General features: G+C 69.2%; 18 protein-coding genes. 10 read left to right on the top strand and 8 right to left on the bottom strand.

Annotated elements, in window-relative coordinates; all coding sequences use genetic code 11:
• The first annotated feature begins 226 nt into the window (after positions 1-226).
• Complete coding sequence (lon, locus tag ACPXY0_RS16945) at positions 227-2,890, top strand: endopeptidase La (RefSeq protein ID WP_423926591.1); 2,664 nt, start codon at positions 227-229, stop codon at positions 2,888-2,890.
• Positions 2,891-2,909: 19 nt separating this feature from the next.
• On the opposite strand, the gene ACPXY0_RS16940 is transcribed toward lon, so the two are convergent.
• Positions 2,910-3,590 carry an HAD family hydrolase gene (locus ACPXY0_RS16940; RefSeq protein WP_423926589.1) on the bottom strand — a complete coding sequence of 227 codons (681 nt, stop codon included), beginning with the start codon at positions 3,588-3,590 and terminating at the stop codon, positions 2,910-2,912.
• A gap of 62 nt (positions 3,591-3,652) precedes the next feature.
• On the opposite strand from ACPXY0_RS16940, the gene ACPXY0_RS16935 reads away from it, so the two are divergent.
• A complete protein-coding gene (locus tag ACPXY0_RS16935) occupies positions 3,653-4,762 on the top strand; it encodes a 6-phosphofructokinase (RefSeq protein WP_419943110.1) in 1,110 nt (369 codons plus the stop codon).
• Positions 4,763-4,807: 45 nt separating this feature from the next.
• On the opposite strand, the gene ACPXY0_RS16930 is transcribed toward ACPXY0_RS16935, so the two are convergent.
• The gene (locus ACPXY0_RS16930) at positions 4,808-5,419 is read right to left on the bottom strand and encodes a superoxide dismutase (RefSeq protein ID WP_423926587.1); all 612 of its coding nucleotides are present in this window, start codon (positions 5,417-5,419) and stop codon (positions 4,808-4,810) included.
• 282 nt (positions 5,420-5,701) lie between these two features.
• On the opposite strand from ACPXY0_RS16930, the gene ACPXY0_RS16925 reads away from it, so the two are divergent.
• Positions 5,702-6,826, top strand: a complete 1,125-nt coding sequence (locus ACPXY0_RS16925; RefSeq protein WP_423926585.1) for a hypothetical protein — start codon at positions 5,702-5,704, stop codon at positions 6,824-6,826.
• Between the two features lie 15 nt (positions 6,827-6,841).
• On the opposite strand, the gene ACPXY0_RS16920 is transcribed toward ACPXY0_RS16925, so the two are convergent.
• Complete coding sequence (locus ACPXY0_RS16920; protein WP_423926583.1) at positions 6,842-7,828, bottom strand: FAD binding domain-containing protein; 987 nt, start codon at positions 7,826-7,828, stop codon at positions 6,842-6,844.
• 37 nt (positions 7,829-7,865) lie between these two features.
• On the opposite strand from ACPXY0_RS16920, the gene hisN reads away from it, so the two are divergent.
• Positions 7,866-8,654, top strand: coding sequence for a histidinol-phosphatase (gene hisN / locus ACPXY0_RS16915; RefSeq protein WP_423926581.1), 789 nt, complete (start codon positions 7,866-7,868; stop codon positions 8,652-8,654).
• The gene (locus ACPXY0_RS16910) at positions 8,651-9,907 is read left to right on the top strand and encodes an amidohydrolase family protein (protein ID WP_423926579.1); all 1,257 of its coding nucleotides are present in this window, start codon (positions 8,651-8,653) and stop codon (positions 9,905-9,907) included. Before hisN ends, ACPXY0_RS16910 begins: the two co-directional genes overlap by 4 nt.
• Here the strand turns inward: ACPXY0_RS16910 and ACPXY0_RS16905 are convergent.
• A complete protein-coding gene (locus ACPXY0_RS16905) occupies positions 9,830-11,407 on the bottom strand; it encodes a CHAD domain-containing protein (protein ID WP_423926577.1) in 1,578 nt (525 codons plus the stop codon). The genes ACPXY0_RS16910 and ACPXY0_RS16905 overlap by 78 nt on opposite strands.
• Before the next feature lie 9 nt (positions 11,408-11,416).
• Positions 11,417-12,538 carry an aminotransferase class I/II-fold pyridoxal phosphate-dependent enzyme gene (locus ACPXY0_RS16900; RefSeq protein ID WP_423926575.1) on the bottom strand — a complete coding sequence of 374 codons (1,122 nt, stop codon included), beginning with the start codon at positions 12,536-12,538 and terminating at the stop codon, positions 11,417-11,419.
• A gap of 205 nt (positions 12,539-12,743) precedes the next feature.
• On the opposite strand from ACPXY0_RS16900, the gene ACPXY0_RS16895 reads away from it, so the two are divergent.
• Together ACPXY0_RS16895 and ACPXY0_RS16890 are read left to right on the top strand one after the other, a co-directional pair.
• Positions 12,744-13,235 carry a DinB family protein gene (locus tag ACPXY0_RS16895; RefSeq protein WP_423926573.1) on the top strand — a complete coding sequence of 164 codons (492 nt, stop codon included), beginning with the start codon at positions 12,744-12,746 and terminating at the stop codon, positions 13,233-13,235.
• A gap of 132 nt (positions 13,236-13,367) precedes the next feature.
• Complete coding sequence (locus ACPXY0_RS16890; protein ID WP_423926571.1) at positions 13,368-14,897, top strand: inorganic phosphate transporter; 1,530 nt, start codon at positions 13,368-13,370, stop codon at positions 14,895-14,897.
• A gap of 34 nt (positions 14,898-14,931) precedes the next feature.
• Here the strand turns inward: ACPXY0_RS16890 and ACPXY0_RS16885 are convergent, their stop codons facing one another.
• Positions 14,932-15,339, bottom strand: coding sequence for a DoxX family membrane protein (locus tag ACPXY0_RS16885; RefSeq protein ID WP_423926569.1), 408 nt, complete (start codon positions 15,337-15,339; stop codon positions 14,932-14,934).
• 111 nt (positions 15,340-15,450) lie between these two features.
• On the opposite strand from ACPXY0_RS16885, the gene ACPXY0_RS16880 reads away from it, so the two are divergent.
• A complete protein-coding gene (locus ACPXY0_RS16880; RefSeq protein WP_423926567.1) occupies positions 15,451-17,379 on the top strand; it encodes a thioredoxin family protein in 1,929 nt (642 codons plus the stop codon).
• Between the two features lie 36 nt (positions 17,380-17,415).
• Here the strand turns inward: ACPXY0_RS16880 and ACPXY0_RS16875 are convergent, their stop codons facing one another.
• On the bottom strand, positions 17,416-19,173 hold the full coding sequence (locus ACPXY0_RS16875) for a YncE family protein (RefSeq protein WP_423926565.1): 1,758 nt from the start codon (positions 19,171-19,173) through the stop codon (positions 17,416-17,418).
• 8 nt (positions 19,174-19,181) lie between these two features.
• On the bottom strand, positions 19,182-20,483 hold the full coding sequence (locus ACPXY0_RS16870; protein ID WP_423926563.1) for a dipeptidase: 1,302 nt from the start codon (positions 20,481-20,483) through the stop codon (positions 19,182-19,184).
• Between the two features lie 201 nt (positions 20,484-20,684).
• On the opposite strand from ACPXY0_RS16870, the gene ACPXY0_RS16865 reads away from it, so the two are divergent.
• Both ACPXY0_RS16865 and ggt read left to right on the top strand, forming a co-directional pair.
• Entirely contained in the window at positions 20,685-21,509 is an 825-nt protein-coding gene (locus tag ACPXY0_RS16865) for a DPP IV N-terminal domain-containing protein (RefSeq protein ID WP_423926561.1), read from the top strand.
• Positions 21,510-21,589: 80 nt separating this feature from the next.
• The gene (gene ggt, locus ACPXY0_RS16860; RefSeq protein ID WP_423926559.1) at positions 21,590-23,299 is read left to right on the top strand and encodes a gamma-glutamyltransferase; all 1,710 of its coding nucleotides are present in this window, start codon (positions 21,590-21,592) and stop codon (positions 23,297-23,299) included.
• The last annotated feature ends 4 nt before the right edge of the window (positions 23,300-23,303 follow it).

Here is a 23,303-nt window from a genome sequence, read left to right as displayed (position 1 = left end):
GGGGGTGCCGCTTCGGCAGTCGTCCGGCGGGGCGGATGCGCCAAACAGGCAGGGCTGGCGGCGGGATTCCCGGCTCCGGCGGGTCCGGAACGTGCATCTGCAGACGGGACCCGCCTTCGGACGGAACGGGTCGGCGTCTTTGGAGTTCCATATTTCCATGGTCCGGCAGGTCCGGCAAATGCAGCGCGCCTCCGGGCGCGCGAGGCGAAATAGAGACTACGCGAGTATGAGCGAACAGAACGGACGCAGCGAGGGAACGGACGCACCCGCCCCGGCGGAGGGTGTCGTCACGCTCGAACCGGAGGAGACGGCCGGCGGCAGTCCCGAGGCGCAGGTCGCCAAGCATTTGCGACTGCCGGTTCTGCCGCTCCGCGGCACGGTCGTATTCCCCGCCGTCGCGGCGCCGATCGCCGCCGGCCGTGACAAGACGATCAAGGCGATCGAACAGGCGATCGCGGGCGACAAGCTCCTCTTCGCCGCCGCCCAGCTCGACGCCACTGTCGAGAAGCCCGATCCCGATGAGCTGTACCGCATCGGCACGGTGTGCCGCATCGCCCAGATGCAGAAGGTGCCGGGCGGCGTACAGATGGTCATTCAGGGCGACGCGCGCGCCGCCGCGCTCGAGTACGTGGAGCGTGACGGATACCTGGAGGTCGTCGCGCGCGAGATGGACGACATGGATCCGCTCGACGCGGAGGAGCGGGCCTTCGCCGCGCTCTACAAGGAGGTACATGAGCGCGCCGCCGAGGTCAGCCGTCTCCGGGGGGTGCCGAAGGAGATCGTCGACCACCTGCTCGGCGGCGTGTCGACGCCCGGAGAACTGGCCGATCTCGTCGCCTTCTACACAGAACTCGAGGTGAAGCAGAAGCAGGAACTCCTCGAGACCCTCTCCGTCGAGGCGCGACTGAGGTCGCTCCTCGTCCACCTGCAGAAGCAGATCGGGCTGCTCGAGGCGCAGGAGGAGATCCGCGAGCAGGTGCAGGAGGAGTTGGGGGAACGGCAGCGCGAGATTTTTCTGCGCGAGCAGATGAAGGCGATCCAGAAGGAACTGGGCGAGGACATCGACTCCCAGGAGGCGAACGACCTCCGAGAGCGCATCGAGGCCCTCGAGTTGCCCGCCGAGGCGCGCCAGGAGGTCAAGCGCGAGCTCCGCCGTCTGGAGCGCCTCCCGCGCGAATCCGCCGAGGCCCAGGTCGTGCGGACGTATCTGGAGATCGTCGCCGACCTTCCCTGGTCGGAGACGACCGAGGAGCAACTCGACATCGCGCACGCCGAGGAGATCCTCGAGCGAGATCACTACGGGCTTCGCGATGTGAAGGAGCGGGTCCTGGATTTCCTGGCGGTGCGGAAGCTACAGGGCCAACTACCCCCCCCCGAAGCGCCAGCAGCGGACGCCCAGGAGGCCGAGGCGGAGGATGGCGAGGACGCCGCGGCATCCGGCGCCGGCGCCGATGGCCCCGCGGAGGACGCGGAAAGGACCGACGCGGAAGAGACCGGCGCAGGAGCGACGGACGCAGGAGCGACGGACGCGGAAGAAGTCCGGGGATATGAGGACGACCGTGCGGGGGAGACGCTGCTCTTCGTCGGACCGCCGGGCGTGGGCAAGACGTCCATCGCCCGTTCCATCGCCGATGCGATGGGCCGCAAGTACGTCCGTGTATCGCTCGGTGGCGCACGGGACGAGGCCGATATCCGGGGACACCGGCGGACGTACGTGGGCGCCATGGCGGGCCGCATCATCGAGGGGCTCAAGCGGGCGGGGACGAAGAACCCCGTCTTCCTGCTCGACGAGATCGACAAGCTCGGCGTCTCGTTCCAGGGCGACCCGTCGGCCGCCCTCATGGAGGTCCTCGATCCGGCGCAAAACGCCGCCTTCGCGGATCACTACCTCGGCGTGCCCTTCGACCTTTCGGAGGTCCTGTTCATCGCGACGGCGAACCTCTTCCAGCAGATCCCCGGGCCGCTGCGCGACCGGATGGAGGCGATCGAGTTCCGAGGCTACACGGAAGCCGAGAAGCTCGAGATCGCCAAGCGCTTCCTCCTCCCGCGGCAGAAGCGGCGCAACGGCCTGCTGCCGGATCAGCTGGAGGTGGAAGACGACGCCGTCCGAACGATCATCACGCGCTACACGCACGAAGCCGGGGTCCGCAACCTGGAGCGGGAACTCGGCTCCGTGTGCCGGAAGTCGGCGCGCAGGATCGCGACCGGAGCGTCGGAGGTGGCCATCGACGCGGACGACCTGCGGGAGCTGCTCGGGCAGCCGAAGGTGCATGCCGCGAAGAAGATGGACGGCGATGCGGTCGGCGTGGCGACCGGGATGTTCTACACCCCCGTGGGGGGCGACATCATGCTCGTGGAGACGAGGGTCCTGAAAGGCAAGGAGGGGCTCCTCCTGACCGGACAGCTCGGCGATGTCATGAAGGAGAGCGCCCAGGCGGCGCTCACCTTCGCGCGCAGCCATGCCGGCGACCTCCGGTTGATCAAGGAACGCCTGCGGAACCACGAGATCCACATCCACGTTCCCGCCGGCGCGATCCCCAAGGAGGGGCCGTCCGCCGGAATCGCCATGGCGGTGGCGCTCGTGAGCGCCCTGGGCGACCACCCGGTGCGCCACGACGTCGCCATGACCGGCGAGATCACCCTCGCCGGACGCGTGCTCCCGATCGGGGGCGTGAAGGAAAAGGTGCTCGGCGCCGCCCGCGCCGGGATCAACGAAATCATCCTCCCCGCGGTCAACGAGGGCGACCTCGAGGACCTCCCGGACCAGGTTTGCGACCAACTCCAGTTTCGCCTCGTCGAGACGCTTGACGAGGCGCTCGCCGTGGCGCTTGCCAACGGGTCGTTGGAGGCGGGGGCGCTCGCCTTCTCGGAGGATGGCCGCGACGGCTGAAGCTGACGGCCGAAACGCCTCAGGCTGGCGGCGGCGCTTCCGGCAGGGCGAGGTAGCTGAGCAGGCCCTCAAACGCGTCGAGCATGATGTGCGGTCGCTCGATGGCCAGTTCGCGCTCCGAGAACGGACCCCACAGCGCGGCGACCGTCGTGACGCCGGCCGCGTGCCCGGCGCGCATGTCCCACACCGAGTCGCCTACGTAGGCCGCGGTCTCGGGCGGCGCATCCAGCCGCTCGAGCGCCAGGCGAACCGGGGCCGGATCGGGCTTGTGCGGTACGGGCTCATCCGACGTCACGATCACGTCGAACAGGGTCTCGTCGAGCGCGCAGGCCGCCAGACTCCGGGCCGTTCCGGCGCTCGCCTTGCTGGTCACGACCCCGATGCGGACCCCGCGCGCTCGCAACTCGATGAGCGTCTCGGAAACGCGCGGGAAGGAACGGATCAGGCGCTCGTGTTCCCGAAAGTTGTGCTCCAGATAGGTCTCGACCATGGCCTGCACTTCCTCGGCGGTGTCGACCAGGTATCCGAACTGGGCCCGCAGCGGCTGACCCAGCGTACGCAGCCACACGTCTTCGGGAGGGGGCTCCTCGAAGTGGGCGTCCATCGTGTGCCGCCACGATTCGAGGATGAGGTCGGCCGAGTCGACCAGCGTGCCATCGAGGTCGAAGAGGATCGTGTACAGGGGGCCGTGGTTCAACATGGCAGCGAGGGTGCTCTCCGGCTGGCGTAGCGTCAAGCCCTCGTGACCCCGATTATCGGGCCATGGACGAGACCAGGGAGATTCGGCGGATCGCGATCAACACCGGCGGAGGAGACGCGCCGGGGCTGAACGCGGTCATCCGCGCCATCGTGCTGAGCGCGGTCAACCGCGGCTGGGAGGTCGTGGGGATCGAGCACGGGTACGGCGGACTGTTGCCGGACGACGCCGGCGAATTGATTCCGCTCGGTGGCGACGCCGTGCGCGGGATCACGCACCGGGGCGGGACGATTCTGGGGACGACCAACCGATCCAACCCGTTCGCGTGGCCGGCGCGGTTGCCGGACGGCACGATCGAGGCACGAGACCGGTCGGGCGAGATCATCGAGAGTGTGCGCCGGCACGGGATCGACGCGCTGATCGCCATCGGGGGCGACGGTAGCCTTCACATCGCACTCAAGCTCTTCGAACAGGGGCTTCCCGTGGTCGGCGTTCCGAAGACGATCGACAACGACCTCCACGGGACGAGCCTGACGTTCGGCTTCCTGACCGCCGTTGAGACGGCCACCGATGCGATCGGCAAACTCCATTCGACGGCGGAGAGCCATCGCCGGGTCATGGTCGTGGAGCTGATGGGACGGCATGCCGGGTGGATCGCACTCTACAGCGGACTGGCTGGCACGGCTGACGTGATCCTCATCCCGGAGATCCCCTACCAGATCGAGAAAGTCTGCGACAAGATCCGGGAGCGAGAGGCCGCGGGTCGTGACTTCAGCATCGTCTGCGTCGCCGAGGGCGCCGTGCCGGTCGGCGGCGCGGCGGTGCTGAAGACCGTGCACGGCGGCTCGGGCGATCAGACCCGGCTCGGCGGCCTGGGCCATCTGGTCGCGCGAGAGATCTCCAGCCGGACGGGAAAGGAGACGCGGTCGATCGTGCTCGGCCACCTGCAGCGCGGTGGCGCGCCCATCTCCTACGACCGCGTCATGTCGCTCCGCTTCGGCGCCGCCGCGGTGCGCTGCGTGGCCCGCGGCGAGTTCGGGACCATGGTCGGGCTCGACCCGCCCCGGGTGAAGGCGATCTCGCTCATGGAGGCACTCGCCACCCGCAAGTCGGTGCCTGTCGATGGGGATATCGTGGCGACCGCGCGGGACCTCGGGGTCAGCTTCGGCGACTGACCCCGGGTCCGGCGATTGAGGACAGCCTCGGTCGCCGCGCGGAAGCTAGCCGGTGGCGGCGGCGTAGCGGGCGGCCACCGCGGTCCAGTCCACCACGTCCCAGAAGGCGCCCAGGTAGTCCGCCCGGCGGTTCTGGTAGTTCAGGTAGTACGCGTGCTCCCAGACATCGACGCCGAGAAGCGGCGTATCGCCCTGCATCAGCGGGCTGTCCTGGTTCGCGGTGGAATACACGGAGAGATCCCCTCCGCCGCCGACCACGAGCCACGCCCAGCCGCTGCCGAAGCGGGTGAGGCCCGCCTTCTGGAAGGTCGCCTTGAACTCATCGAAGGAACCGCACGCGGCGTCGATGGCGGCGGCAAGGCCGCCTGACGGACTCCCGCCGCCGTTCGCGGACATCGAGGTCCAGAACATCGAGTGGTTCGCGTGGCCGCCGCCGTGGTTCCGCACGGCCCCGCGGATGGCTTCGGGCACGTTGTCGATGCCGCGGAGCAGATCCTCGACCGAAAGGCTCGCGAGATCGTCGTGACCGTCGAGCGCGGCGTTGAGCATGTTCACGTACACCTGATGATGCTTGCCGTGATGGATCTCCATCGTGCGCGCATCGATCGTCGGTTCGAGCACGTTGTGAGCATACGGCAGATCGGGCAAGGCGTGCATCCTACCTCCTCGGAATCAGAGCCCCCGGACGGGGGCGGTCGCGACGAATGTCGGGTGTTCAGACGGCTTCGCCAAGGTATGCGAGGGGTGGGGAGCGTGACCAGCCGTGCCCCGATGAGGCGCGGGGCGTGACCTCACTCGCGCCCGTCTCGTCTTCCCCGTGTCCAATCGCAGGAGACCGGGAGACGTTCGAGACGGGCGGCACGAGACATGAAATCGCATGGACGGTCACATGAACGGCGGAATCCTGAATGGTCCGCAGGGAGACGGGTCGCGCGCGCCGTGAGGTGTCGGGCCTTCGCGGCGGGGCTGCTCGCTCTGCTGACGGCGGCGTGCGCGGACGACCGGGGCGTCATCGGCCCCGCGCCGCCCCTCGACATCCCGTTCGATCCTCGGGCGACGGCGAACTCGATCTACTCGCTGCGCTTCGCGGCGGACAACGCGATCGTCGTGCAGGTGCGGACGATCTCGGAGGCCCTCGGCCTCTCCGACCCGGCGGCGACCCGGGTCGCGCATTCCCGGGCGCGGGGCACGACGGACCGGCTTAGCCTGTTGCGCACTCTCGCGCCGGGATCGCTCGAGCGCGCCGTGACGAACGTCGCGGCGGCGCGGGCGCGGGGCGCGAAGGTCCCGCTCTTCCCGATCAACTATCTCGGCAAGGAGTTCATCTTCGACGCGGGCATCGACGCCTACGTCGAGGTCGGGGAGGGCGGTCCGGAGAACGGTGTCCGTTTCGAGCTCTACGTGGTGGACCTGTCGTCCGGATTGCCGGCGCTCCCGCTGCGACCCTTCGGGTTCGTGGATCTCACGGACGAGAGCGACGCGGTGTCCACGCGGCTGCGGGTTCAGGCCTTCGACACGAGCGGTGGGCGCGCCGCGCGGGTCGCCGACTACCTGGTGGATGGCGCGTTCGCGACGGGGCGGCGCGGCGTCTCCGTGAGTCTGTTGTCGGAGGGCTTCGTGGAGGACCAGAACGGTCGCTTCGACTTCGAACTCGATGAGTTACTGGAGTCGGACGACGCGGCCGGCGTCACCCGGGTCACGTCACACCACCGGGTGCTCTCCGCCGAAGAGACGGAGGTGCGGTTGAGCGTCGAGGGAGACCTGTCCTTCGACGGGTCGCATGCGGATCTCCTCTTCCGAATGGACATCGATGGTACGGCCGGGCTCACGCTCGTGGATCTGCAGGTGGTGGACGGCGCCCAGGATGGCGAGATCCGACACGGCCACCGTCGGGAGGCGCTGGTGGAAGGGACCGTGGACGCGCCCGTCTTCGTCGATCTCGCGGGGCGGGGGTTCACGAACTCCGAACTCGCCGCCCTCGACGAGATCCTGTTCGGCATCGACGATGTCCTCGTGTTCGCCGGCGAGGCCTACGTCCCCCTGGCCGACCTCTTCGCCTACTGAACCGGCCGCCTTCGGTCAGGCGGCGGCGATCTCGTTGAGGGCGCGGCGCACGAGGACGGGGACCATGGCGCGCCGCCACTCGGGGTCGATGGTGATGTTGGCGAGCGGGTGACACTGGCGGAACGCCTGCTCGGCCACCGCCTCGATCACACTCGGGCCGAGGCGGTTCCCCACCGCGGCATCCTCGACCCTGCCCACTCGGCGGGGATACGAGCCCATGCCGGAGATCACGAGGCGAAAATCGGACACGCGGCCATCGTCGTCGAGCCCGACACGAACGGCGAGATTCGCGAGCGGGAAGTCGATCGCCTGGCGCGGACGAAGCTTCTGGAAGGCGATCCGCGTTCCGTCGGGCGGCCGCGGGATTCGGATCGCGACGAGGAGTTCGCTCCGGCCGATCGAACGGTTCCAGATCCCGTCCGACGTGAAGAACCTGCGGATCGGCACCTCGCGCTTCCCATCCGGACTCGCCACTTCGAGTACGGCGTCGAGCACGGAGAGGACGGGCGGGGTATCCGCGGAGTGTGCCGCGACGCAGCGCGTTCCCCCCTTCACCACGTGACAGACGTCGCCGTCCTTCTTCAGGCAGTAGCCGAGCGCCTTCCGCCAGAACTTCGTCTGGTTGTAGTACGCGCAGCGGGTATCGAGACAGACGTTGCCGCCGATCGTGCCGACACGCCGGAGTTGCGGCCCCGAGACGAGTTCCGCGGCCCGCGCCAGACTCGGGACGGCGGCGAGGACTTCGGGATGCGTCGCGACGGACGTCAGCGTCTCGGCCGCCCCGATGCGGATCTCCGCGGGTGAGGAGGTGATGCCGCGCATCTCCCTTACCCGGCTGAGGGCGACGAGGTGGCCCGGGGTGAAGAGACCGTGCTTCATGTTTGGCACGAGGTCGGTGCCTCCGGCGATGGGCATCGCGTCATCGCCGTGGTCGGAGAGCAGCGACAGCGCCTCGTCGAGCGCGGCCGGCATGTGATATTCGTAGGGATGCAGCCTGAGCATGGCAGGCAAGGTATCCTGTGAGCGGGATGGCGCCCACATGGAGGAGAGGTTGGATCCTGATTCGCTGAGGGACTTTGCGGCGGAACTCGCCGAGGCGTCGGGCCGCGCGATCGCGGGCATGTTCCGGCACCCCGACCTGGCCGTCGAGTCCAAGGAGGACGACTCGCCGGTGACCGTGGCGGACCGTTACGCCGAAGCGCTGCTGCGGGAGCGGATTCTGGATCGCTTCCCCGACCACGGGATCGTCGGAGAGGAGCTCGGGACGAAGGACGAGGACGCCGAGTACGTCTGGGTGCTCGATCCCATCGATGGGACGATCTCCTTCGTGGCCGGGGTTCCCTTGTTCGGCACGCTGATCGGACTCCTGCACGAGGGGGAGCCGGTTCTCGGGGTGATCCACCAGCCGATCACGCGTGAACTCGCGATCGGCACGGCATCGGGCACGACCGTCAACGGCGAGGTGGTCCGGGTGCGCGAGGATCGTTCGCTGGCGGAGGCGATGCTCCTCACGACGGATCCGGGTGCGGTCGGCGAACACCAGGACCTGGCCGGGTTCGAGTCGCTGTGGTCGCGCGCGGCGCGATATCGGGGCTGGGGGGACTGCTACGGCTACCTTATGGTCGCGTCGGGGCGGGCGGACATCATGCTCGATCCGATCATGCACCCGTGGGACATCGCGGCGCTCGTCCCGGTGGTTCGCGGGGCGGGCGGCGTGATCACCACCTGGGAGGGAGCCGATCCGATCGGGGGTGCCTCGACGGTCGCGGCGGCGCCGGGGCTCCATCGGGAAGTGATGGAGATATTGAACGGGACTGGAGCACGATGAAGCGAAGGAAACGGTTCACGGCGTCGGGGACGACCGCGCTCGCAGTCGGCCTGGCGGCGTGCGGCGGGCCCGGCTCGGTCGTGATCGACAACGCAAACATCATCGACGGCACGGGGGCCGTGTGGCCGGACGGACGGCTCATCGTGGTCGACGGCCTCGTGACCTGCGTGGGCGCGGAAGCCGACTGCGCGGGGCCGTCGGGCGTGGATGTGCTCGACGCCGATGGCTTCTGGGTGGTGCCGGGGCTGATCGACGTCGAGGACGCCCGGGAAGAGCCGAGCGCCGAGCAGGCGGCCTACATGGCCTTCCTGCTCGGCGTCACGACGGCGGGCGTACGGGAGGCGCCGCCGGGGCCCGAGGGGGAGCCGCGGCCGCCGGCGGGGAGCGACGACCCGCGCATCCCGGCGCCGCGACCTGCGACCCCGGTCGAGGCCCCGGAGCGTCCGTTCGGCATCTTCGGCGATGCGCTCGCCGCCACCATCCCGCTCGACAGCGGGCCGGCCGCCCGCGGGGAGCGAGATCTCCGGGTGTTCGCGCGGTCGAGGTGGGTTCTGGCCGACCGGGAGGCCCTGTTGGACTCCGCGCGCGCCATGGGCGCCAGGGGCCTCATGTTCGCGCCGCGCCTGCTCGAGCAGGAGCGCTGGGCGGCGCCCTATCGACTCCCGCACGGGATGAACCGCCTCCTCGAACATCCGATGATCACGGAGCGGATTCAGGATCGTCTCCTCCCGGGCCGCGAGCCCGAGGAGGCCGAGCAACTCGGCGCGGCGCTCGAGGTCCTGCGGGCGTTCGTACGCGAGTTCCACGCGGCGGGCGGCTCCGTGTCGACCGCCACGGCCGGGGCGCTCGCGCCCGGGCTCGCCCTGCACGAGGAGATGGACGCGCTCGCCGCGGCCGGGCTGTCGCCGGAGGACGCCCTCTACGCCGCGACGCGAGAGGCGGCCCGGGCCCTGGGTCTCGAGAGGTCGAGGGGGACGCTCGAGGCGGGCAAGCTCGGCGACTTCCTGATCCTCGAGAGCGACCCGCGTGTCGACATCTCGCTCACCCAGACCGTCTCGCGCGTGGGCAAGGGCGGGGTACTGTACGATCCGCCCACGCTCTTCGATGCCCTGCTCGACAGCGCGGGGAGCCGCGTGTCGGACAACCCGCTACGGATGCTCGTGGGCGGCGGCGCGTTACTTCTGACGTTGCTCCTCTTCTGGCGCGGAGTGCGGCGGCACCGCCGTTCGCTGGGTCCCCGCCTCATGCTCTGATTTCGGCCAGCACGGCCGAGTCTCGGCGAAGGCCTGCCAGGCCGCTCTCAAACGGGGCTCGGCGGACCGCGCCCACCCGGCCTGCCGGTCGTTGACGAGCGACGCTCCCGCAGCAGCCTCCGGATCGCCTGTGGCCACCTCGCGCGAGACTCTCCGTGCGACCGCCGCATCATTCATGTGACCGAGATCGTCCTGCAGTCCGGAGAGGCGTTTCAGGTAGTCACTGGTCGCCGGACCCGGAAACAGTGTCCGGGAATAGTCGCACGCATAGCGCAGTTTCTTGAGGTCGATCCGCACCCGGTGACGCTGCGCTTCGGTGAGTCGGCCGAAGTCCTGTGCCGACCTCATCAGGGTTCGGTGCCTCCGGGCAAGCCCGCGCGTCGCCGTCGGAGCGAGGGACGCGTCCCGGCCCTTCACGACAAGCCCCCCGGACTCCGCCACGCTCAGCAGGTCCAGCACGAGACAGTTGAACCGAGGGCCGCCGATCAGGCGACATACGTCCTCATAGGCCGCCGCCCTTCGATTCTCGGCCGCTTCGCGTAGCCGGATCAGGGAGGCTCCGTCCGGGTTCGCCTCGATTACAGGGGGTAGCGTGTCCAGCAGAAACACGTCCAGGTCGCGCGCGGCGCCCAGCCGCTTGAGCGCCCGCCTCGCCTCCCTGTCCAGCGCCGCCGCACGGGACCCCAGATGGTCCTTGAAGAAGAGGAGGGCCGAGCGCAGCCGACGCAGGGCAACGCGCAGTTGATGCACACCCTCGGCGTCGGACTTCTCCATGATGGGGGCGAGATTCCCCATCACCTGCACGGAGGTCACCCGGCCCACCCTGGCCAGCGCCCGGTCGATCGTGTCGGACGGGTCGAGGTTCGGCCTCGCGGCCCGCACGGCCGACGGGAACGTCCCCAGCAGGAGATCCGTGCCTCGGGCTGCCTTCGAGCGTGTACCGATCGCGAGACGTCGGTCACGCACGATCCTGCGGACACCGGCCAGCATGTCGGTCACCGGGCCGCTCAGCAGTTCAAACTCCAGTTCGGCCACGGGCTCGTGCCGGTCCCCGGCCACAATCCGGCCAGTATCCAGCGACGCCTCGACCACTGCGTCGCCGATCCCGATCTCCTTCATCCGGCGTTCGATCTCGGTGAAGAACGTGGGCTCGAGGGCTCCGGGCTCCGTGAGTCCCAGCGCGGCGCGCGGAGCCTGTCGCGGGAGCAGGTCCAGATCGGGCGGACATCCTTCGTCGAGGGGCGCTTCCATGCGTGAGTTCCACTCACCGCGGGAGAGCCCGTCGCCGCAATCCTGCTTCAGCGTCAACTCCTGGCGACCGTTTCGGTCGCGCACCCGAAGCGCGAAACCACGACGCCTGAGATGACCCGCCGTTGTGTCGTAGTAGGTGCTCAGCAGCTTCCGGCGGTCGAGGCGGCTCTCCTCGAGGTCGGAGAACGCCGCGGACAACGCGGCCGGACTACCGGTGAGCTTGACCTCGACTTCTATCGCACCAGCCACGCGGACTCCTCAAGCGACCGCCGCACACGCCTCTTCGAGCAGTGCCGCCACGCGGCCGAGCGCCTCCTCGAGTTCCGCGGCCGGGTTCCCGAAGCCGACGCGCAGGTAGCGGTCCATGCCGAAGTGATCTCCGGGGACGACGAGAACGCTCTTCTCGGCCCGCAGGCGCTCGGCCAACTCCGTGGAGTTGACGTCGAGGTCGTAGCGAACGTAGCAGATCGCCCCGGCGTCCGGCGCCCGGTACGAGAACATGTCTCCGCGCTCGTCCAGCCAGCCGGTGATCGCGGGGAGGTTGGCCCGGATGATCCCGCGGGTCCTCTCCAGCAACCGGGGCCGCATCGCGCGACTCAGTACACGCCGCGCCACCACATCCGACAGCGTGGCCGGCGTGATCGTCGTGTAGTCCTTGTGGCCCCAGAACTCCTCGTGCAGGTGGGCCGGCGCCACGATCCAGCCGAGCCGCAGCCCCGGCAGTCCGTAGGCCTTCGAGAGGGATTGGGTCACGATCACCCTGTCGTACCGGCCCCAGAAGCTCGGGGTCTCGGGGCCCTCGACCTCCGCCCCGATGTAGACCTCGTCGGAGAGGATCCACGCCCCGACCGCCTCCGCCGCGGCCACGATCTCGTCCATGGCCGAGGAGGTGAGCACGGCGCCCGTCGGGTTGTTGGGGTTGGTGACGACGACGAGACGCGTCCCCGGAGTGATGGCCTCGGCGGCGCTCCCCGGTTCGGGCTGCCAACCGAGGTCTTCCTCGAGCTTCCACGAGACGACCTTCGCGCCCAGCCCGCGGGCCAGGCCGGGCGTCTGGCCATACGTCGGCTCCAGTGCCACGACCCGGTCGCCCGCGGACAGCAAACTCCAGAGCACCACGTAGTTCGCCTCGGCCCCGCCCATCGTGGCGATGATGTTGTCGGGATGCGCCCCTTCATAGAGCGCCGTGATCGCGGACTTGAGGCCATCCGACCCATCGCTCTGGCCGTACTCCAGGCGCACATCGCCCAAGTCCAGGCCGATCAGGTCGAGAAGTTCCGAGAGGGTGGGCGGATGCACGCCGCTCTCGGAGATGTTGTAGTCGACGCGGTGCTCGAACGTCGACTGCCACCGCTCCATGGCGAAGGGCGGGACGCGCATGCCTATCTCCTCGGTCGCTTGAACTCGCTCGTCGCGGGCAGGCTTCATCTACCCTTGAACCCACGGCTACGCCACCCTGACGGAACGAGCCGGCGGCGGTCCAATCGGTGGCCACCGCGTCGCGCGGGCATCGGCCTCGGGTTACCATCGCCGGCGCAGGAGCCCCGTTGCCTTCACCCACTTCCAGCCTGGGAGATGCCTGGAGATGACGCCGGACGCGTTGGTCGCGCTACTCGACTATCACTATTGGGCTCGAGATCGGCTGCTCGATGCGGTGGAGCGAATCACGCCGGAGCAGTTCCGTGAGGATCTGGCGAACAGCTTCCCGTCCATCCGCGACACGCTCGTCCACCTCGTGTCGGCCGAATGGGCGTGGTGCCAGCGCTGGCGGGGCGAGTCGCCGCGTCAGCCGCTGGGCCTGACGGGGCTGGGGACCCTGGAAGACATCCGCACCCGCTGGATCCGGGAAGAGCGGCGAGTGCGGCGGTTTGTCGATGGGCTGGGCCCCGACGGTATCAATGGCGTGTTCCGGTACACGCTGCTCGACGGAGCCGCCGGAAGCTCCGTCTACTGGCAGTCTGTGCAGCACGTCGTCAACCATGCCTCGTACCACAGAGGCCAGGTGGTGACGATGTTGCGACAGCTTGGTGCGCAGGCTCCCGAGAGTCAGGATCTGGCCGCGTTCTACCGTCGCTGAGGTAACAGTCTGGTCACGACGGGTTGCCCGACTCCGAAATCGGCCTAGGGTTGCCGCGGACATTACCGTTGTGCGACATCCAGCCACGGTCGGTACCCGGCCGGAACGGCGCTCAGCCAGGGGTTGATGCTCTTGTTCGAGACCATCGCTCTCCTTCTCATTATTGCGCTCGCAACCTTCGATCTCTGGGTCGGGGTGGCGAACGACGCGGTGAACTTCCTGAATTCGGCGTTCGGGTCCCGGGTCGCGCGCCGGCGCATCATCGTCATCATCGCCGCGGCGGGGATCCTGTTCGGCGCGCTCACCTCGAGCGGGCTCATGGAGGTGGCGCGCCGGGGGGTGTTCGATCCCGGCCACTTCGTCGACGCGCAGGGCGCGATCATCCTGACCTCGATCCTCGCGCTCTACCTGGGCGTGATGGCGGCGGACGTTCTTCTCCTCGACTTCTTCAACACGTTTGGACTTCCCACGAGCACGACGGTGTCGATCGTGTCCGAACTGGTGGGGGCATCGATCGCGGTGGCGTTCTGGACCAACGGCGGAGGCATCGGTGGGGCGCTGGGCGTCATCAACAGCGGGCCGGTGCTCGGCATCTACTCGGCCATCTCCCTCTCCGTCGTCACCGCGTTCGTGGGCGCGGCGGTGGTGATGTTTCTGGTGCGGGTCGTGTACGGGCACGACCTGGGGGCGAGCTTTCCGCGCTGGGGTTGGCTCTGGACGGGAATCGCGTTCGCTGCCATGGCCTACTTCGTGCTGTTCAAGGGACTCCAGGGCGCGGCGATCCTCGACGACGAGACGATGTCGATGCTCCGCGACCGGATCGTTTTGATCCTGGGCGGGGTGTTCGCGCTGGCGGGCGGCCTGGCGGTGGTTTGGCGGCGCCACCCCGCGAAGGTCATCGGGGCGATCGTGCTGACCGGCACGGGAGCGCTGTCGATCGCGTTCGCCGGGAACGACCTCGTGAACTTCATCGGCCCCTCCGTCGCGGCCTTCCAGGCGGTGCTCGTCGAGGGCGTGGACCTCTCCGGCCGCGTGGGCACCCCGCCATGGGCGCTGCTGCTGGCCGGCGCGATCATGGCCACGGCGCTCGCGCAGTCGCGGAAGGCGCGGCGCGTAACGGACACGGAGATTCGGCTCGCGGCGCAGGGCCACACGCGACAGCGCTTCGGGACGAGCCGGCTCGGCTCGACGCTCGTCTCCGCCGGGTACGCCTGTCTGGACGCGGCGCGGCGCGTGACGCCGGGCGGCATCCGGGCGCGGATCGAGGGCCGTACCGCGCCGCCGCCGCTCGACCCCGCGGCGCCTCCCTACGATCTGCTACGGGCCAGCGTAAACCTGACGGTCGCGGCGCTACTGATCTCGATCGGCACCGCCAACCGGCTGCCGCTGTCGACGACCTACATCACGTTCATGGCCGCGATGGGGGCCTCGCTGGGCGACCGGACCTGGCGCGCCGCGGACGCGGAGCAGCGCGTCACAGGCATCCTGGTCGTGCTGGGCGGCTGGCTCCTCACCGGGCTCATCGCGGCGGCCGGAGCTTTCGTGATGGCCTCGCTGATCGTCCTCACCGGCACGGCCGGGCTACCGATCGTCGCCGTCCTCGTCGCCGTCGGCGTGTGGCGCCTCGGGCGCATCCGCCAGCCGGAACCGGAACACGGCTGACGCGTCAGCTCCGAACCGGAGCTTACGGGCCGGGTCAGCCCCTGCGGGCATCCAGGGTCATCTCGTCCTCATCCATCGTCCCCCACAGGACCATCGAGCCGGCGAATACGATGAGCGACGGGTAGAAGAGGACCTGCGATCCCTCGAGGACCCAGCCCCACGGATCGAGGATCGACTTCCACACGGCGAGCGCCGTGATGAGCAGGACGACGAACATCACCGGATACGCGCGCTTCCTCCACAGCCCGAGCACCACGAGCAGACCGAGGAGCGCTTCCAGCCCGCCCAGCACGTTCTGCACGACGGCCTGCGTGCCGAGCCCGAGATAGAAGCTCTCGGCCACGCGCTGGCCGTGCTCCACGTTCACGATCTTGTCGAGCCCCCACATCACCAGCAGCCACCCGGTGCTCACCCTCAGAAGCAACAGACCCCAGCGTTTCATCTCGGCCTCCTGACCCGGTCTCGGGGATGCTCCGCTCTCCTGAGTGTGGGTCACCGTCGCTGCACGCGTCAATCGGGTCGGGTGTTTTGTGGCGGGGGAGGCTGACAACTAATGTTCGTCACGAGTGGTCGGCGGAACGACCTGGGCGAGGACCTCGGAGAACGCGGGACGATGGTCGTCGGTTTGCGAGGCAGGATGTCAGAGGCACGAATTCGCCGGAGGCACGGTACGGCGCCGGCGATCGCGGCGCTGGTGGCGGCGCTCGCGGGGTCGGTCTTCCCGACGCCGGGATCGGCGCAGATTCCTCAGCAGGGGGTGTTTGACCTCGAGAAGGGCGACATCTCGGTCGCCCTCGACCGCACCGCCTACCTCGCGGGCGAACCGGCGGAACTCGCGGTGCGCCTCGTCATCGAGGACGGCTGGCACGCGAACAGCAACCAGCCGACCTACGACTACCTGATCGCGACCAGGGCCGAGATCGAGATGCCGCCGGACTGGCCGGCGGCGGAGGCACCACAATATCCGGGCGGCGAGATGAAGCGGTTCAGCTTCGCGGCCGACGCCATCTCGGTCTACGAAGGCGAGGTCTTCATCCGCGCGTCGCTTCCGACGTCGGCGGGGGCGGCAGCGGGCACCTACCCGATCCGGACGAACGTCACCTATCAAGCGTGTGACGACAAAATGTGTCTGGCGCCGGTCACGACGCCGGCCACGGTCGGACTGACGGTGGCGGCGGGCGGCCAGTCCGCGAACCCCGAGTTCTTCGCGGCGGATATCGGGGGCGGAGCGGGCGGGGCCGGGCAGGCGGCGCGTGCGGGACGGGGCCTCCTGTGGTTCGTGCTTCTGGGCTTCGTGGGCGGCCTGATCCTGAACGCCATGCCGTGCGTCCTTCCCATCCTGTCGCTGAAGGTGTTCGGGCTGGTCAAGAGCGCGGAGGGCGGGCGGCGGGCGGTCACGTCGGGGGGCCTCGCCACGGCGGCCGGGATCATCCTTTCGTTCCTGTTGCTCGCGGCGGCGGCGATCGTGGCGCGCTCCGCGGGTGTCGCCGTGGGCTGGGGCATCCAGTTCCAGGAACCGCTCTTCGTCGGGGCACTGGCCGTGGTGATGCTGCTCTTCACCCTCAACATGTGGGGGCTGTTCGAGATCCCCCTTCCCGCTTCGCTGGCGAGGGTGGGCTCGACGGGGCAGTCCGAGGGCCTCGCGGGTCACCTGGTCACGGGATTCTTCGCGACGCTGATGGCGACGCCGTGCTCGGCCCCCTTCCTCGGGACGGCGCTCGGCTTCGCGCTCACGCAGGACGCGGGCACGACGACCGCAATGTTCGGCGCCATCGGGACGGGCATGGCCTCGCCCTATCTGCTGCTGGCGGCTTTTCCGGCCGCGGGCCGCGTGTTGCCGAAGCCGGGGGCGTGGATGGCGACGTTCAAGGTCGTGATGGGCTTCCTGCTCGCGGCGACGCTGGTGTGGCTGCTCTTCGTGCTCTCGGGCCTCGTGCCGGCGCCGCGCGTGGCCTTCTTCGAGATCGGCCTGCTGGCGGTCGCGCTCGTGGTCTGGCTCGGCAGCCGTCGGGGTCACGGACGGCCGGCGGGCCGGGTCGCCGGTCTCGCGGCGGCCGCCCTCGCCGTTCTCGCCGTCGTGACGGTGGCGCAGGGTCGCGGCGAGGCCGGGTCACCGGCACTCGGCGTCGCGGCGGAGGACCGGCTGATCGCCTGGGAGCCGTTCGACCGCGACCGGGCCGAGGACCTGTCCGCCGCGGGCAGCTACGTGTTCGTCGACGTGACGGCGGACTGGTGCTTCACCTGCAAGGTCAACGAAGCGCTCTTCCTCGAGACCGAGGAGGTGGCCGGCGCGTTCGAGGAGCACGACGTGATCGCCATGCGCGCAGACTGGACGCGCCGCGATGAGTCGATCGGCCGGTACCTGGCCGACTTCGGCCGCTACGGCATCCCCTTCTACGTGCTGTATCGGCCCGGCGGCGAGCCCCACGTCTTCTCGGAACTGATCTCGAAGTCCGCGATCCTCGACCTGCTCGGGGACTAGCCGTTCCCTGTGGCCGGTAGCGGCGCGCGCGCGCCGCTACCGGGCGGAGAGGCGATCCAGGAACGGGGCCACCTCCAGCAGCACGATGTCGTTGCGCGCCCGGAGTTCCCGCAGGAACGGCCCCTTGTGGCCGGCACCGTACGTCAGCAGGAAGCGGACGCCCTCGCCCCGGTGACGGTCGAGGGCGCGCTCGATGTTCCCCCAGTGCGAGGCGTTGATCGCCTCCCAGCCGCCAGGGCCCAGATCCGCGTCGAACAGGCGGGCGTACGCCCGCATCCGGATATCGTACGCTTCATCGTAGGCGTCGGTGTGAATCCAGCGCGGGTCGTCGGCGGCACCTGCCGCGAGGGCCTCGGCCGAAGCCTCGGCGGCGGTTTGATATTCCGCCCACCGATCGGCGCGGGCCGGATCCCGAGCGTAGGCGTCTAGATAGGCGGCCCGGAAGTCCGACATCGGTTCGGTCCACCCGGCCGTCGGAATGGCCTCGAAGTCCAGTTCGCGGGTGAGCGGGAAGAGTCCCTCCATGTACTCGGGGAAGCGGCGGACGCGGGGTTCCTCCACCGTTCCCGCGGCCTGGAACTCGGCCCACGCCCGGTCCCAGCGGTTGGGAGGGATCTCGGTCAGCCAGTAGTCCGGATCGATCTCCCGCACCAGATCGCGGACCACGTCCAGGCTGAACATCTCGCTCGTCTCGTGACCCCCGTGGATCATCCCCAGGACGACGACTTCGTTCGGCGCCACCTCCGAGGCGGCCGGCGATTCGGCGGGCGGCGCGGTCGGGACCAGTTCGACCAGCGTGCCCGAGATCTCGTTCGCGACGAAGACGCGCTCGCCGTCCGGGTGGGCACGAAGGACGATCGGCTGCTCGCCCACCTCGATCCGTTGCGCGACCTCCCGCGCTTCGAGGTCCACGACCGAGACCGTGCTGCCGCCGGCGTTGTTGACCAGCGCGTAGCGGCCCTCCCCCGGGACGACGACCGAGAAGGGGCGCGGGCCGAGGCCGTCCGTGACCCGGCCGGTGATTTCGAAGGAAGCCGTGTTGATGAACGCCACCTCGTCGGAGCCGCCGCAGGCGACGATGTAGGTCACCTGGTCGGGCGCGAGCGCGCCGCCCCCCGGCGGCCCCCGGCAGACGTCGACCTCGGCGTCCGTCTCGTCATTCAACAGATCGATGACGGAGACGGTGCCCGCGTCGAGGTTCGGCACGAAGGCGTACGAGCCGTCCCACATCACATCCGCGGGATAGGGCCGGTCGCCCGTGGTGTGAAACGCGCGTGGTGCCCCGCCGCGCGTGTCGACGACCCACAGGCGGTCGGAGAACTCGGTCGTGATCCAGCTCTCCCCGCGAACCGTGCCGGGTGTGAACAGCGACGGACCCGCCCCGACGTCCCATACCGCGTCGGGGACGAACCGCCCCCCGGCGTCGAGCATGATGAGGGTCGAATCCCGGAACTGGCTCACGAGCCAGCCGCCCTCGACGCGGATGAGGTCGAGCGGGGTCGTGCCCGCTTCCCAGCGGTCGATGATGGCGCTCGCGGTGAGGTCCACGACGGCGATCCGGCCCTCGCCGCTGAGAGCCACCCAGGCGGTGTCGCCATCGGGACTGAAGCGGATGCCGTGCGGGGCCGCCCCTACCTCGATCGAATCCCCGACCCGGAAGGGCCCGCCCGCGTCATCGAAGTCTTCGGCGGGGGCACCGCAGGCGAACCCCGCCGCCGCCAGCGAGACGATCGCGCCGAGGGCCCGGAAGTTCGCGGCCAGACGGCGTCCGGTGCCCGGCCGCGGCGTCCCCATGCGGCGGATCAGCCCCCGGCCTGCTGAAGCTCCGCGGCGACTTCCTCGGCCGCACGCCAGATCCGCAGCGTGTTCCCGCCCCAGAGCCGGCGGATCTCCTCCTCGGAGTAGCCCCGCCGCACGAGTTCGAGCGTCACGTTGAGGGTCTCGGAAGCGTCTCTCCAGCCGTCGATCCCCCCGCCGCCGTCGAAGTCGGAACTGATCCCGACGTGGTCGATCCCGATCAGGTTGACGGCGTGGTCGATGTGGTCGACGAAGTCGGCGACGTTCGCGTCCGGATATCGGGACCGGATCTCCGCCATCCCCGCGCTGAAGGCTTCCCGCTGCTCGTCCGTCATCTGGGAGAAGCTCGTGAAGCCGATCGACTCCCGGAGCGCCGTGACCTCCGCCTGCCGTTCCTCGGAGGGCGACTTGACGAACCCGCCCAGCGCCACGGCCTGCATGACGCCGCCGTTCTCTCGCAGAGCCATGAGTTGCTCATCGTCCATGTTTCGGGCGTGGGCATTCACCGCGTGCGCGCCGGAGTGCGAGGCGATGACGGGCGAGGCGGACAGCTGCATGGCCTCGAGGCTGGCGGCCTTCGAGATGTGGGACACGTCCACCAGGATCCCGAGCCGGTTCATCTCGGCGATCACCTGCTCCCCGAACTCGCTGATGCCGCCGTTCTCCTCGGACGTGTCGCCGAACGAGGGATTGGGCTGGGCCGAGTCGGCGATGTCGTTGTTCCCGTTGTGCGCCAGCGTGATGTAGCGCGCGCCGAGTTCGTGGTACGTCTCGAGGAGCGACAGGTCCGTCCCGATGGCGTAGCCGTTCTCGATCCCGATCGCGGCCACGAGCCTGCCCTCGGCGTGGATCCGCTCCGCGTCGTCCGCCGTGTGCGCGAGGCCGATGAGGTCCGGGTACATCTCGTCGGTCATGCGGTGGATCGCCTCGAACTTCGTCATCGCACCCTGCTTCGCGGCTTCGTAGTTCTCCGGCGTGCGCTCGGTCTGGCCCACGTAGACGACGAAGAACCCGACACCCAGCCCGCCGGCCCGCATCTTCTCGAGGTTCACCTGGCGGTCCGCGTTCAGCGGATCCACCTCGGGCGTGGCGAAGTTGAACGGGATGTCGTCGTGCGTATCGATCGTGAGCACGTTCTCGTGGATCTCCCGCGCGCGCCGCTCAAGTTCGGCAGGGTCCATGGACATCTCTTCCCCCGCGTCCGTCTCCGAAGACGCGGGTTCGTCCGTCGGCCCGCCGCAGCCGGCGACGAGAGCAAGGGTCAGGACGGGCAGGAGGACGTGGTGCGGGCTTGCGGGCTGTCTCATCTTCAACTCCCTGAACGGTCGGAATTCGATCTGGATCAAGCTCGGCCTGGTCCTGGTGAGGCGCAACGAGTGATCAGCATGAACGTGTGGAAGGTGCGTCGTGGTTCGCTTGGATCCCGGGTAGCGGATCGGCGGCGCGGGGTCGCGGCCTGTGTGCTGGGATCGGCAATCATGGGGTCGGCTGTGCTCGGTTGCGGAGACGTGACGGGCCCCGAACTCCCTCCTTCCGGCCAGATCGTCTTCACGTCGATTCGCGAGAGATACCTGCGCCTCTGGGTGATGAACGTTGACGGGACGCGACAGAGACCCCTCACGATTGAAGGGGAGACGAACCTCGAACCCAGCTGGACGCCGGACGGATCGGGCATCGTGTTCACGAGCTGGCGCGACGGGAACCCCGACATCTACCTGATGAACGCGGACGGATCGAACCCGCGGCCGGTGACGCGGGACTCCGCCAACGACCGATCGGGACGGCTGTCACCGGACGGGAGTCGCGTGGTGTTCGTGTCCGAGCGGACGGGCGATCCCGACATTTGGGTGATCGACCTGGACGGATCGAACCCGGTCAACATCACCCGCGGTCCCTCCTCATTCGATGTCGACCCGGCGTGGTCGCCCGACGGAGCCCGGATCGTTTTCGCCTCGGACCGCGAAGACGGGGAGACGTTCTCGCTGTGGACGATGGCCACCGATGGCACGGGGCTACAGCGGCTTCCCGTGGAGGGCGGGGCGCGGTCTCCGGCCTGGTCGCCGGACGGAGCGAGGATCGTCTTCACCTCGTTCCGGGATATCGGGGACGCGGAGGTCTATGTGATGAGGGCGGACGGAAGCGGCCAGACGAACCTCTCGCGCATCGCGGGAGTGGACGAACTGCCGCGCTGGTCGCCCGACGGGCAGTATGTACTGTTCTCGACCAAGCGCGATGGGAACCCCGAGATCTACGCGATGAAGGCCGACGGATCGGACCCGGTCAACATCACCCGATACGAGGGATGGGATGCCATGTCCGCGTGGAGGCCCTAGTGTCCGGGTGGCGTCACAGTCCGCACCGCAGTTTGCAGCACCGTTCGCATCAGAGTAACCCTGGCGGGATCAGACCAGTCATGCGTATTCGCGACCTTGCTTCGGCTCTCGTGTTCGCCCTCGTCGTCGTGACCGCCGCCGGATGCGGGACCGCGGACGCGGAGAGCCTGCGAGACCCGTCACGGCAGGAGGCAGCGATGAGTGCTCCCGCGTCCATGGCGGGACGGTCGACGGTGTACGCCCCGAACGGGATGGTCGCGACGAGCCAGCCCATGGCATCGAGCGTCGCGTTGGGCGTGCTGAAGGGGGGCGGGAACGCCTTTGACGCGGCGGTCGCCGCCTCCGCCGTGCTTTCGCTCGTCGAGCCGCACATGACGGGGCTGGGCGGCGACCTGTGGGCGCTCTTCTGGTCGGCGGAAGAAGGCCGGCTGGTGGGCCTGGACGCCACCGGCCGGGCCGGGACGAACATGACCCCGGAGCGGATCCGCGCCGACGGCTACGACCGGGTGCCGGGCTCGGGGCCGGGCGCTGTCACCGTGCCGGGCGCGATCGCCGGCTGGGGCGCGCTGAACGAGACCTACGGGAGCCGGCCGCTGGCGGAACTCGTGGCCCCCGCCATCGCGCTCGCCGAGGAGGGGTTCCCGGTCACGCCGATCATCGCTCGCCAGTGGCGGGAACAGCTGCGCAAGCTTCAGGCGGACCCCGGAGCCGCGGCGACGTACCTGATCGATGGCGAGCGGGCACCCGAAGCGGGCGAGTGGTTCCGGAACCCCGACTTCGCGCGGTCTCTGCGCATGATCGCCGCGGAAGGCCCATCCACCATGTACGGCGGCGCCCTCGGAACGCGCGTGGCCGAGGGACTGGCGGAACTCGGCGGGTACCTGACGCCGGCCGACATGGCGACCATGGAAGTGCGGTGGATCGAACCGCTGTCGGTCGACTACAAGGGCTGGACGCTGTGGGAGCTTCCTCCCGCGGGCCAGGGCATCGCGGCGCTGCAGATGCTCGGGCTGCTCGAACCGTTCGATCTCGCCGGCATGGGCCACAACTCGCCGGAGTACCTTCACCACCTCATCGAGGCCAAGAAGGTCGCGTTCGCCGACCTGGCTCGGCACGTGGCCGATGCCGACCACATGGAGATCGACCCGCGTGAGCTGATCAAGCCCGACTACCTCGCGGCGCGGAGAGCACTCATCAACCCGGCGCTGGCCGCCGAGCGGGTCGAGCCCGGCGAGTTCGCGACCGCCACCGAGACGATCTACCTGTCGGTCGCGGACCAGTACGGGAACATGGTCTCGTTCATCCACTCCATCTACGGTGCCTTTGGCTCGGGCGTGGTCGTCCCGGGGACGGGCTTCGTCCTCCAGAATCGCGGCGCCGGCTTCACGCTCGAGGACGGGCACCCGAATCAGGTCGCGCCGGGAAAGCGGCCCTTCCACACGCTCATCCCGGGGTTCGTGACGAAGGACGGCGAGCCGCTGCTGGCGTTCGGGGTGATGGGCGGGGCGATGCAGCCGCAGGGGCACACGCAGGTCATCCTCAACATGATCGAGTTCGGGATGGACCCGCAGCAGGCGATCGACGCGGCCCGGTTCCGGCACATGGGCGGCCTGCGGGTCGCGGTCGAGCGGCTAACCGACGGCCTTGAGGCCGGCATGGGCGCGCTCGGCCACGAACTCGTCGACTGGGAGAGTGCCTCGTTCGGCGGGGGTCAGCTCGTCATGAAACTGGAGCGCGGCTGGGCCGGGGCGTCAGACCCCCGCAAGGACGGACTCGCCATCGGCCACTGAGGCC

This window comes from Candidatus Palauibacter sp., assembly GCF_965237495.1.
GTDB lineage: Bacteria > Gemmatimonadota > Gemmatimonadetes > Palauibacterales > Palauibacteraceae > Palauibacter.
The sequence above is the reverse complement of the archived record's forward strand: the minus strand, read 5'-3'. Positions and strand labels throughout refer to the sequence as shown.